The organism is Acidobacteriota bacterium (genome assembly GCA_009861545.1).
Taxonomy (GTDB): Bacteria; Acidobacteriota; Vicinamibacteria; order Vicinamibacterales; family UBA8438; genus WTFV01.
On the sequence record VXME01000170.1, the window covers coordinates 1 to 11,604 of the forward strand.

Consider the following 11,604-nt stretch of genomic DNA (forward strand, 5'->3'; position numbering starts at 1 on the left):
CAACCGGCAGAAATAGTTGTCGTTCACCGGCAAAAGTAGTTGACGCCGAACACCGCGGTCTCCACCGCGTGGAACTGGTGGTAGCCGGCCATCTTCCCGGCGAGTGCGCGGCTACCGTCGTCCTTGAACACGATGCAGTCGCGGACGAGGGCCAGCCCACGGCGGGGCGCACACCACTGCGCAGTCGGCGTTCCGATGCGGGCCTCCGTTCCATCCGACACAACCAATGCCGCATTGAACGCGAAAAAAAAGATATCAGCCTTGTAGGTCTGAAGCTGCTGGAACGCCGACCGGTCCGTCGCGTGCTCGTCGGCCGGGTTCTTCAGTTCGATGACGCCCAGTGGCAGCCCGGTGACAAGCAGCATGCTGTCCGGCCGGCGTTCGTGCTTCTTCTCGACGACCGTGAACTGGTTGACTGCAAGCCACTGCGAGCCAATCCAATCCGGCAGGATCTGCGTCCAGGTCGCCTCGGCGAAGGCGTACCTCGCGGCCCCGAGCAGGGCCACGAAGACCTACGCCTCGCGCACGTCGCCGGTCTCGCGGATCGACGACCGGCGCCGTCTGCCCGGCGTAATCGATGAACAGCCTCTCGCCGGCCCGGTGCTCCAGGCACATCACCAGGTCGAGCTTCACTGCCCCCGCCCGGTATTGGTCGCAGAACCACTTGTACTGCAGTCCCTCGGGATGTAGCCCTTGTACTCTTCCCACAGCAACGCCAGAGTGACGCTCTTACGTCGCAGCTCCCGGTGCACCTCGCGCCCGCACCGGTAGCGGGCGCGACGCCCGGATCGGCGGCGGGGCCGGAAACAGACGGCGCTCCAGCCAGCGTCGTCGACCGTTCTCGCGTACCGGCCAAGTGACCCCGGCCACCTTGGCGCGGTGCACGTACTCGCCCACGATCGGCGGCGACGTTCCCGGGCTGCGGACAATCGCCCGTATGCTCAACCCCGCGGCGACGTACAGCCGCAACACCTCTCGAATCTTCCGCATCGACAACCTCCTGTTCGCCAGCGCGCCCCTCCTGCGAAAAACACCGGGGGTGTCAGGACCGGCAGGTTGTCCCGCGCCGTTCCGCTCCGACCGACCGTGACCGGTTTGGACCGGTTTCAGTGATCGGTTTCGGCCGGAATCGGTGATCGGGACCCGAATCCCGAACTTCGCCCACCTGCCGCGAACGACGCATGTCGGAAGCATGATGCAACAGTTGAACCCGCGCCGTTCCCGCTCGTCGTCATCGCGCCGTTCCTCTATGCCCTCAGCACCACCTGCAGCGTTCCAGCGCTATCCGCAGACTGCGTGTTCCTTTCCCGGACGTCTGGGTCGCTGCTTTTCCCGTTCAGCTCACGGGGATTGAGCGCTACCTTGGAGACAACTCTTTCCGTGTTGGCAACGCGCTCCTTGGCATTCCACCGATTCCTATCTCCAGCAATCTCCAACCTCTTTTCGCCTAGCGGTTCTTCAATCCGCCGCCGATCTCTTGAGCCACACAACAACCGGCACTTCCCACAACACAATCCTCCAAAGCTTCTGTGTCGGACCTCTAGAGTTTCGCGCAGCTCCTTTACTGGCCCACCTTCGAGGTGACGACGATTCGCCGAGCCTGGGCACCTTCAACTACATCCTTCTAACGCAGCCTGCAACAATCTGGTTCATTGGACTGGCTTTACCGTAATACTTCAATAGCTGATTGCGCTTCATTCTCGCGACCCGACGAGTACCGATGGCCGAAGACCACGCCAGCCAATCCGAGCGCCCGCCTTTCAAGTACTCCTCCCGCATGTCGTCAAGATCGGCCCATGGAATCTCCAGCACTTTCGCCTTCGTCAAATCCGTAGACGCCGGATGCGAATGTAGCCTCGCGACCAACTCTAGCGTCTCGTGCGAGGAGCCGAGATAGTCCTCAGCGATCTTTGTTGCCCAAAACAGTTGGTCTTCAGTAAGCGCGCGCCTTTCCTTCGCAATCCGTCCCAGTTGAGCACAGAGCTCCGTCTTATCACCAATGTGACCAGCAACTGCATATACCGAACGTGCAAGTGCCGGAAAATCTTCGAAAATGCCTATCAGTTGGTCGAGTGCGTCTTCTGCACGCTCGCCGACCAGTGACAAAACAAGTTCAGCATCTTCTTCGTCGATCTCATCCTCGTCGAGCAACTCCTTGAGGTACTCGGTCTGTTCCTCAGTTAGCGGCTCCGTCTTCTCAGCTGTTGCTTCGGCACCTACTTGATGTAGTTGACCGTACTCCCACTCCAATGCAGCGCGTCGAAGTTCCAACAGCTGAATCTTGACTTCATCGATGGTCGTCTTTGCCTGAAGCGGGCCCTCTCCCGACGTTGTCTTCTCGGCATTCAGTGACAAGCCCCGGTCGCCCAAGTATCTTTGCAATAGCAGGAAGTCCTCCTGCAAGACCTCGTAATCGTCATCAAACAGGTACATATCGTCCATGAATCGAAGCATCAGAGCGCATTTAAGCCTGTGGTGGGCGTCGACCCTCTTTAGAAAGTCCGCTCCGATCATCTTGCAGGGATGAAGTCCTTGCGGCAGACAGTCGACAGAGCGCCCCCCCACAATTTCCCGAAAGTACCGACCGAACTTTTCCACTTCTTTTGCGTTTCGTCCAGCATCAAACCAAAACACCAGATCATGGTGGTATATGGAGTTGAAGTACGACGCGATGTCGACACCGAGGTAGTACTTGAAACGGGCCGACGCCCCACGCACTGCCTCGCGGAATTTACCGTAACTCGTAGTCGCTGGCGTAGGTCGACCTCCGCGGAACGTGTAACCGAATCGTTTTCGGTCGGGTCTCCGACTCGGGCGGAATGTCGCGCGTTCTCTGTATACTAGGTCGTAGACAAAAAGCTCGGCTACTGGATCGAGCTTCAGTGTGCGACGCGAATGGAGACCGCATTTGGCAGCATGACACCGGATTTGTGTCAGAAACCCTGTGTTCTCTTTTTTTGGATCGGTCTTCAGGATTCGCTCAATCTCGTTGTAGAGAGCAGCTTCCGACTGCTCAACGAGTATTCGCGTCAGCTTCAATGGGAACAGTGTTCGCGGCTGATCCTCCAACAAGTACCGCGCCGCCCCATACGTGCCAGCCATTTTTACTCGGGGCGGGTCTGCTCGATCCAGTCAGTCAGGTCACTGATGTGGTGACTCCAGAAGAGTCCGACGCCACTGGCCTGAACAGCTACCAAATCACTTAATCGGAAAATCCCGCTGAGCACAACCGCAATAACAATCGGGGCGCTGTATGCGTCAATCCAGTGCGCAGCCTTGACCCCCGCCTCGTCCCTCAGGCGTCTTCCCAGATGGAGCGGCGACGAAGATAGACGGCATTCAAGCACCATCAGGCGGTTGTCCCAGAGACCGATGAGAAAGTCGGCCCTTCGTCCGGCGAAAACGGACTCTCGACAGAACTCGCCGGGCCGCGGCGAGTCGCTGGTCGTGGCGACCGTTCTCCCTGGGATTCCGCGAAGACCCCGCTCAAGGAGCGCATCGTGCACTTCTTCTTCTTGTCGGCTACCACCCTCGGCCTGACGGCCAGCTGTTACTTCAAGTGTCGCCAGCACTGCGCTTGAGGACTGGATTGCTGCATGTCTTTCCGCGTCGGTGGGGTCGCGATCCTCAGAGATCCACGGGAACCGCATTCGGTCAAGGCCGTTGAGCACGGTCTCGACTACTCGCGTCGCGCGTGTAGGATCGACCCGTATCCCAGCCGAGGAAAGGCGTTGAACGCCTGCCAGCGTCTTTAGGTCGTGAAGGGAGATCGGAGGGCCAGCGACGCCGGACAGCGCTTCCAGCAACCCATGGTCGCTGACAATCTCAGCAGCCCGCTCTCTGAGTTTCCGGAGATGCGCGCTCTTTTCTAGCAAGCGCCTAACGTTGGTTTCGTTGGCTTGGAATGCTCGCAGGTAACGGCCCAACGGAGTCTTCATTCGTTCGTCACGAAAGCACTCGGCCGCTGCGGCGCGATCATGGTCCAGTCGATCCCTGTCCCATAGTGGAAGACTCAACATCGCATATACCTCAAGGTGACATTCTAGACCAACTGGGCCTGACGCAGGTTCTGCACGTTCGAGGCCGAGGCAGCTCGACCTTCAGTCCTTCCTGCTCCCGATGCCCACGACAACGCGGGCTGAAGCTTCCGCCTCACGGCCACCCCTCTAGCAGCCAGACGATTTCCACCCTTTGTTTGGCATGTGAGGCGCAGCGATACCAGGTGGCGTCAGTCCCTTTCGAAGCCGTGACTTGCAAACTTCAACGTCCGGCTGTTCTCGGTGACTGTCCGCACGACGTTCTCGGGCGCGCCTTCGGGAATCTCGGAAACGCTGCTCCAGGCGGTTCGGGTTCCAGAGCAGGTCGTAGTTGACCATCAGGTGCGCGCGCTGCAGGTTGATCCCTTCGCCGGCCGCGTTGGTCGCCAGCAGCACAGAGACCTCCGGATCGTGCCGGAACGCCTCCTGCGCCTTGATCCGGTCCTCGCGGCCCATCCGCCATGGATCACCACGACCGGGGTCTCTCGGCCGAGCAGCGTCGTGATGCGTTCCTGCAGATACCGGAGCGTGTCGCGATGCTCGGTGAAGAGCACGAGCTTCTGGCGCGGCGACCGCACGGGCCGCGCGATCTCGCCGGCCCCGTACGGTGTCCTCCGTTCCCCGACGCGACCGGGCACGCCGGCCGTCGTGAAGATCTCGCCGGGCAGGCTCGCGAGCTCTCGCCACTTCATGTCGCCGCCCTGCTGCCGAACACCGAGCGCGAGGGCCTCCAGCTTCGTGAGAGTCTCGATCTCCGCCTTGAGCTCGGCAAATCGAGCGGGCGGCGGTCGCCTCGTCCAGAAGGCGCGCCTCGGTCGCCTCGACCTCGTCCTCGGGCGCGTCGTCGAGATCGTCGACCTCGTCCGGATCCAGCGCAGCCACCGACAGGACCGCCGCGGGGTCGGCCGGTCTACCTCGCTGGAGCACCTCGAGCTCCCCGCGCCGGTTCTCCAACCGCTCGCGCCGACGGCGCAGCGACCGGTAGATCGCCTCGGGCGACGACGCCAGACGCCGCTGCAGAATCGTCAAGGCAAAGCCGACGGTGCCGGCCCGTTTCGCGTTGGCGAGCGCCTCGGCGCGATTGAACTCCTGCCGCACGTAGTCGGTGACGGCGGTGTAGAGACGGGCCTCCGCCTCGAACAGTACGTAGGGGACTGTATAAGCAATCCGTTCCGGGAAGAGCGGCTTGTTCTCGAACGTGAGCAGGTGCTCCTTCACCATCCGCCGCATCAGGTCCGACACGTCGGCCGTGTGGACTCCGTCGCGAAACCGGCCCTCGAACCGATCGCCGTCGAGCAGCGCCATGAAGAGCTGGAAGTCCTCCTCCTTCCCGTTGTGCGGCGTCGCCGTCATCAGCAGGAAGTGGCGGCTGAGGGTCGACAGCAACTGGCCCAGCCGATACCGCTTCGTGTAGTTGACCTCGCCCCCGAAGAACGTCGCCGACAGCTTGTGGGCCTCGTCGCAGACGACGAGATCCCACCCGCAGTCCGGCGCCTCCAGCTTGGCCTGCAGATCCTCGTTGCGCGACAGCATGTCCAGGCGCGCGACGACCAGCGGCGTCTCCAGGAACCAGTTCCCGGTGCGCGCCGCTTCCAGCTTGTCGCGGGTCAGAATCTCGAACGGCAGATGGAACCGGCGGTACAGCTCGTCCTGCCACTGTTCGGCGAGGCTCCCCGGGCAGACCACGAGGCAGCGTTCCAGATCCCCACGGGCGATCAGCTCCCTGATGAGCAGCCCCGCCATGATCGTCTTGCCGGCGCCCGGATCGTCGGCCAGGAGGAACCGCAGCGGCTGCCGCGGCAGCATCGCCTCGTAGACGGCGGTGATCTGGTGCGGCAGCGGTTCGAGATCGGACGTGTGGACCGCCAGCACGGGATCGAAGAGATGCGCCAGCCGGATACGCTGCGCCTCGGACACCAGGCGAAACAATGCACCGTCGCCATCGAAGCTCCACGGGCGGCCGCGCTCGACGATCTCGAGCCGAGCCTCGTCGTCGCGGTACAGCAGCTCGTTCGCGACCGCGCCTGCCGCCGTCTTGTAGGTCAGCTCGACCGCCTCGGAGCCGAACCACTGTACGCTGACGACGGCGACGAGGGCGTCGGGCAGCACGCCACGGAGGGCGGCGCCGGTCTGAAGATCCCTCGAGTCGCATGATTCCACGTGGTTCAGCGCAGGGCACACTTCTCGACCAATGCGTTGCCTAGCGGCCTTCGGGAGCCTCCCAACGAGTGCTCGCGTGCCGACGTGCCGGCACGCTGTCGGCGGGTCACGCCCGGCAGATTGTACCGCTCGACCCGGCGGTTGCGCCGAACGAACCGGCCGGATGCTGGCCCATCATCGGCGTACCGAAGGCGCGGCTGTTCCCGCTCGCCGCGCTCGTCGACCCGGAGCTCGCGCAAGGCTCACGTCGGGCTGGAAACGGCAGGTACACGACCGGGCGGAGGCACCGTGGCCGTCGGAGAACGTGGATGCCCTCCAGATAGCGCCACGCTCTCGGTTCCGGAGCGCGGCCTCTTGGGCGACCGGATCGCCGCCGCGGCCGGGGAACTCGAAGTATTCGTCGCGCAGCACCCGGGGCGTGCCGACGAACGTGGGACGCTCGAGCAAGCTCCCGGACCAGCTCTACATCGTGCACTAGGTCGCCAAGGAACTGCTGCACCTGCACCCGCTCGTTATCGGTCCAGGTGTTTCTGCTCCCACTGGCGATTTCCAACGGGGCCGCCCCGACGGCCGACACAAGGGATCCTACTCCTGCGGCGTGCCGTCCTTACGCCGCCGCGTGGTCGATTCGGGCCGACTTCGAGGCAAGGGCTCGCGGCCGTAGCGGTCGATCTCGGCCGAAGGGCCCGTTCAACACTGGCCCGTCGCGGTAAACCGTACCGGCACTATCGGACGCGCAGGTGCTCCAGGTACTCGACCGCGGCCCGCATCTGGCTGGCGTCCCACGTCGTCCAGTCGTCGGTCTCGGGCAGCCCCGGAACACCGGTGCCGCGGCCTACTGCGACCAGCTTGACCACCAGATGTTGCGAGCCGTGGTGCTCACACAGGGTCAGGAAGCGCTGCGTCAGGGCGACCGAGGGAAGCTCGTTCACGCACCAACATCGTAGCCCCGGAAATGGCGAGGCGGATGTGGCCGTGGCCGCCCTGCGGGGCGACCGGACGTTGAGCGCGCCGCAAACGCCTCCGGCAGCGCGGTCAACGCCCGCTTCTTCCACTGTGCGATCTGCACCGGGTGGACGCCCGGCCGCAGCCGGTGAGCTCGACCGAGTTGGCACTGATGCGCGCGCTCGACGAGGTGTACACGGCGACGCCGTTCTACGGCTCGCGGCGGCTGCAGGTTGCTCTGCAGCGCGAGGGATGGACGGTGAACCGCAAGCGGGTGCAGCGCCTGATGCGGTTGATGGGCATCGAGGCTGTGGGCCCGAAGCCGCGGTTGAGTCAGCGGCATCCCGGGCACCGGGTGTATCCGTACCTGCTGCGCGACGTCGCGATCGAGCGGGTCGACCAAGTTTGGAGTTGCGACATCACGTACATCCGGCTGCGGTCGGGATTCGTCTACCTGATGGCGATCCTGGACTGGTTCAGCCGGTACGTCCTGGACTGGGAGCTGTCGGTCACGTTGGACGGTCAGTTCTGCCGAGACGCGCTCGAACGGGCGCTGGCCGGTGGGCGACCGGAGGTCTTCAATACGGACCAGGGTGTGCAGTTCACCAGCGATGCGTTCACGCGCCTGCTGCGTGCGGCCGAGGTGCAGATCAGCATGGACGGCCGTGGCCGGGCGCTGGACAACGTTTTCGTCGAGCGGCTGTGGCGGTCGGTGAAGTACGAAGAGGTGTACCTGAAGGACTACGCGGCCGTGCCGGAGGCCCGCGCCGAGCTGAAGCGCTACTTCGCATTCTACAATCATGGGCGCCCGCACCAGGCGTTGGAGTATCGAACGCCGGCAGAGGTTTACGGTGCGGTCCCCGCGCTGGCGTCTGCCGGCTCGCGGGTCGGATGCTGATGGGGGCGTGGACATGTGGAAATCTCGCAGACGAGATTCCCACAGGCCCACACCCTTCATCTATCATGAATACGGAGACGACCGGAACGACCTTAACTTACTCGGTCCCAGAAACTGTCCAGCCAACGGGGTCCACCTCAACGGGGCCGACCGTCGAGGCGAGCTCCGGATACGAAGTCGTCGCCGCGCGAGAAGCAGACCAGCGACACTCGCACCGCCGCGCCGTCGATCACCAACGGCTCGTCGCTCCACGCCTCGAAGATCCGCCGCGTGTTGGTCGCCGCCTGCAGCGCCCGCCGGTTCGCACCGCCCCGGATCGAGTTCGTCGCGACGAGCCCTGCCCGGCTTGTCTTGCCAGAGACGATTTGCTGGCCGGCCTTTTCGAACCAGTAGCAGACCAGGTCGGCTTCCGCCGGCACGCGGTCGGCGTAGGTTACGAACATCCGCGACACGTAGTCATCGCCCAAGTGCTTGATCAGCAGCTTCCCACCCGGGAACGGCGGGTTGCCGATCACGACGTCGGCCGCCGACCACTCCGGCTCGGGGTTGTCAACCGTGAGATCGCGTCCCGGCACTCGATCGTGTCCAGCGGCTTCAGGATCGGGTCGCGCGCTTCCGTAAAGCCGTTGCGACGCATCCACTGGATCTCGCCGATTCACACCGACGCACGCGCCAGCTCCGCCGCGTACGGGTTGAGCTCGATGCCCTTGACGTTGGCCGGTCCGACCTCCGGGAACCCACGCTGGAAGTCCAGTGCTTCGGCCTCGAGCTGCACCCGGTGCTCGAGGTCCTTGAGCGCCTGCAGCGCCAGGTACAGAAAGTTCCCCGAGTCGCACGCCGGGTCGAGTATCGTGGAATGCACCCCAACCCGCACGGGAATCGTACCGCGTTGAAGATGCGCCAGACGTTCGTACCGCGCGTCTTTCCTCCCCGGTTACCGGTACCGTCCGAGCAGACGACGATGTTCTTGGCCTTGACCATTTCTCGAAGATCTCCATCCGCCGTGGTACGGCGAGGAACCCGTTGCCCGCGCCGCCCAGCATCCGACTCTCGCTGCGATGCGCGTCGACGCTCAACTCGAAGTTCCGACCGGCTGCCGATCGAACACTACTATCTCGTAACCGATCCGATGGTCTGGTCGCATCCGTGCATCGAGGAGTACCAGTGGAAGGCCTCCACGCCGCCTGCCGCCACGCTCGATCTCCAGCGCACTACTCTCAATGGCGTCCGTGAATCGAAAACCGAACAGCCGAACGCGCAGGATCGTTGGTTCATGGGGCGGTGGAGTGAGGCCGGGGCGGATCTTCAGGCGCGCCGTAGGGTGCAGCAATAGGCCCGGAACCGTTGTGCGTTCTCCCGACCGCTATGCAAACATAACGTTCGCTGAAGTCAATCGAGCGTTCTCAGCACGCGAAAGCCGAAGGTGCGGTCTCGCCGGCCGGTGCTGAACGGGAGGCGCGTGATGGGATGCTGCAATCCTGCGGTATTGAGCCAGGAAGCGCCGCGCACAAAACGCTCGTCGCAGTCTCCATTCCAGCAATCATTCGTCCACTCCCACAGATTCCCGACCATGTCCGACAGACCAGCACTGTTCGAACCGTAGGAGCCGACCGGGCACGTTTCATCACGTCCCGTCCGCGCCCGTTCGCATCCAGGCTGAGACCCGGCAGCCGCCTGTGCCCATTCGGACTCAGTCGGCAGCCGATACGTCATGCCTATCGTCCGGCTCAACCACGACAAGTACGCCTGCGCGTCGTCCCAGCTCACGCACGTCACCGGATGACGTTCCGTCTGTGGAAAGCCGGGGTCACGCCACGAAAGGCGGTCGAGGAAGAAACATCCGCCGCCGGCACCTCCACTTGTCGCCGACGCAAACGCCCGATACTCCCCCACCGTCACCTCATAGCGGCCCATCGCCAAGTCGCCGCCCGGCAGCACCACCATCTCCGGACACGCGGCGCAGTCCCGGAACACCTCGCCGGGTCGGCGCGCCACATCGCCGCCGGTCACTGGGCCGAAGGCCGGCGCCGCGGCACCGGAGACACGTGAACCGACGACGCCCGAACCGGAAGCCGGCGCGCCAGCACCCCCGACACGCGGTCGCGCTCCCGCGGGCGCTGCCGACGACCCCGAACGCAACGCCGCCAGCCGCGCCCGCGCCAACTCGCTGAACACCCCGTTCGGGAATCGACGCAGATACGCCTCGAACTCCGCCGGGTTCGTGCTGTTCATCACCGACTGCCAGAACAGGCCCTCCAACTCCGCGCTCGCAGCGGGCGAGGCAGCCTGCGACTCCCCCAGCGCCCCGGGCGCCGCGAGCGGCTCGACCGCAGCCGACGCCGACCCACCGCCGGCTGCAGACTCCAGCGCTTCGGCAGACGCGCCATCCAGATACCCCGTCGACGGCGCGCCGCGAGACGTTTGCCAGCGACGAATCGCCGCCCGCGTCCGTGGCCCGAACAGCCCGTCCGGCGTCCCGGGGTCGAGGCCTTCGGACACCAAGCCTTGCTGTATCCGGCGACGCGCGGAATAATCGAGACCCAACTGCTCCTCGACCACCGGGCCATTGCAGCCCCACGCCCGGACCACGCAACCCGAACCGCCACCTAGCGAACGGCACTCGGACAGCGCCCGTCCCCGGGCGGCTTCGCCGGAGGCATGATCTTCCGCCCAGCCATACGCGGTACTCGCGGCAGCCTGATCGGCCGCATACGCGGCGCACCGCTCGAACGTCAGCACCACCGAGCACCCCGAACCGCACTCTCGCAACGCCCTTTCCCGCGCCGCGGCGACCGTCTCATAGTCCACGGCCCAGCCCCACTGATCGCCTTGGCGCTCATCGATCGCCAGCGCACCCGACGGCGGCTGAGCGACGGCTGGCAACGCGGCGCTCAACGAAACCCAAACCACGACCCACCGCCACAAGGATCCCTTCATCGCGGTTTCCCCTCTATCCCCGCTGCATCCTCCGGCAGGTCGCGTAGTTCACTGCCTGCTGTGGCGGCTTCCGGTCTCGGGTTACCAGCGGACGGCCTCCACGCGGTCCCGCTGCTGGTCACGCCCGCTCTCCAAGCGCCCTTCTATAACCCTAATGGCGTCGGCGAATCGAAAACCGAACAGCCCAACACGCAGAATTGTGGTGGAGGGGACGCAGGCCGAGCTCGGAATTCAGCGCGCTGAAGACTCGCTGGACGTGTTCAGGACCGCGATTGCCAGGAATCACCGATGTCGGCGGGATGCGGTAGCCAGCGCCCTGTTTCCAACGGCTCTGCGCCGCTTCAGAAGCTGATCACCAGCGCGGTCCGGAGGATCGCGTCCAGGCCGGCCTTGCGGATCCGACCCGTGCCGAGGTCGAACACCGTGCCGCCCGCCACCGCCGTTTCGAACACTTCGTCGCCGCTGCCCGCCGTGCCATCGGGGTCGTTCAGCATGACGTGCGCACGGATTGCGGCATTCTCCAGCGCCGGCCGATGCTCATACAGATGCTGGAGGCTGATCCGCAACGACAGGTGATCGTTCATGGCGACGCCGGCCGCGTTGGTGACGTTCAGGGAGTAGTCGGAG

Annotated in this window: 10 protein-coding genes and 1 pseudogene; 1 reads left to right on the forward strand and 10 read right to left on the reverse strand. The window is 64.3% G+C overall.

Annotation, left to right across the window (positions count from 1 at the left end; all coding sequences use genetic code 11):
* Window positions 1–23: 23 nt before the first annotated feature.
* From F4X11_26370 to F4X11_26395, 6 genes and pseudogenes are all read right to left on the reverse strand, one after another.
* Window positions 24–506 (reverse strand): type I restriction endonuclease subunit R, encoded by a 483-nt coding sequence (locus tag F4X11_26370; GenBank protein MYN68500.1) that lies wholly within the window; start codon window positions 504–506, stop codon window positions 24–26.
* Window positions 507–729: 223 nt separating this feature from the next.
* Entirely contained in the window at window positions 730–990 is a 261-nt protein-coding gene (locus F4X11_26375; GenBank protein ID MYN68501.1) for a hypothetical protein, read from the reverse strand.
* A gap of 624 nt (window positions 991–1,614) precedes the next feature.
* The gene (locus tag F4X11_26380) at window positions 1,615–3,102 is read right to left on the reverse strand and encodes an RNA-directed DNA polymerase (GenBank protein MYN68502.1); all 1,488 of its coding nucleotides are present in this window, start codon (window positions 3,100–3,102) and stop codon (window positions 1,615–1,617) included.
* Window positions 3,103–3,104: 2 nt separating this feature from the next.
* The gene (locus tag F4X11_26385) at window positions 3,105–4,019 is read right to left on the reverse strand and encodes a XamI family restriction endonuclease (GenBank protein MYN68503.1); all 915 of its coding nucleotides are present in this window, start codon (window positions 4,017–4,019) and stop codon (window positions 3,105–3,107) included.
* 147 nt (window positions 4,020–4,166) lie between these two features.
* Window positions 4,167–6,197: pseudogene (locus tag F4X11_26390) on the reverse strand (DEAD/DEAH box helicase).
* Window positions 6,198–6,922: 725 nt separating this feature from the next.
* On the reverse strand, window positions 6,923–7,129 hold the full coding sequence (locus F4X11_26395; GenBank protein MYN68504.1) for a hypothetical protein: 207 nt from the start codon (window positions 7,127–7,129) through the stop codon (window positions 6,923–6,925).
* Between the two features lie 140 nt (window positions 7,130–7,269).
* On the opposite strand from F4X11_26395, the gene F4X11_26400 reads away from it, so the two are divergent.
* Window positions 7,270–8,040 (forward strand): IS3 family transposase, encoded by a 771-nt coding sequence (locus F4X11_26400; GenBank protein ID MYN68505.1) that lies wholly within the window; start codon window positions 7,270–7,272, stop codon window positions 8,038–8,040.
* Window positions 8,041–8,177: 137 nt separating this feature from the next.
* Here F4X11_26400 and F4X11_26405 read toward each other — a convergent pair whose 3' ends face one another.
* The 4 genes from F4X11_26405 to F4X11_26420 all read right to left on the reverse strand — a co-directional run bounded on the left by F4X11_26405 (window position 8,178) and on the right by F4X11_26420 (window position 11,561).
* Window positions 8,178–8,615 (reverse strand): class I SAM-dependent DNA methyltransferase, encoded by a 438-nt coding sequence (locus tag F4X11_26405; GenBank protein ID MYN68506.1) that lies wholly within the window; start codon window positions 8,613–8,615, stop codon window positions 8,178–8,180.
* A 19-nt stretch (window positions 8,616–8,634) separates the two neighbouring features.
* The gene (locus F4X11_26410) at window positions 8,635–9,021 is read right to left on the reverse strand and encodes a DUF2235 domain-containing protein (GenBank protein MYN68507.1); all 387 of its coding nucleotides are present in this window, start codon (window positions 9,019–9,021) and stop codon (window positions 8,635–8,637) included.
* A 408-nt stretch (window positions 9,022–9,429) separates the two neighbouring features.
* A complete protein-coding gene (locus tag F4X11_26415) occupies window positions 9,430–10,977 on the reverse strand; it encodes an SUMF1/EgtB/PvdO family nonheme iron enzyme (GenBank protein MYN68508.1) in 1,548 nt (515 codons plus the stop codon).
* Between the two features lie 341 nt (window positions 10,978–11,318).
* Window positions 11,319–11,561, reverse strand: coding sequence for a hypothetical protein (locus F4X11_26420; protein ID MYN68509.1), 243 nt, complete (start codon window positions 11,559–11,561; stop codon window positions 11,319–11,321).
* Window positions 11,562–11,604: the final 43 nt, after the last annotated feature.

Excerpts from the sequence above, each read along its gene's own strand:
- F4X11_26375 (MYN68501.1), bottom strand. The coding sequence starts at position 990 with ATGCGGAAGATTCGAGAGGTGTTGCGGCTGTACGTCGCCGCGGGGTTG.
- F4X11_26380 (MYN68502.1), bottom strand. The coding sequence starts at position 3,102 with ATGGCTGGCACGTATGGGGCGGCGCGGTACTTGTTGGAGGATCAGCCG.
- F4X11_26385 (MYN68503.1), bottom strand. The coding sequence starts at position 4,019 with ATGTTGAGTCTTCCACTATGGGACAGGGATCGACTGGACCATGATCGC.
- F4X11_26410 (MYN68507.1), bottom strand. The coding sequence starts at position 9,021 with ATGGTCAAGGCCAAGAACATCGTCGTCTGCTCGGACGGTACCGGTAAC.
- F4X11_26415 (MYN68508.1), bottom strand. The coding sequence starts at position 10,977 with ATGAAGGGATCCTTGTGGCGGTGGGTCGTGGTTTGGGTTTCGTTGAGC.
- F4X11_26420 (MYN68509.1), bottom strand. The coding sequence starts at position 11,561 with ATGAACGATCACCTGTCGTTGCGGATCAGCCTCCAGCATCTGTATGAG.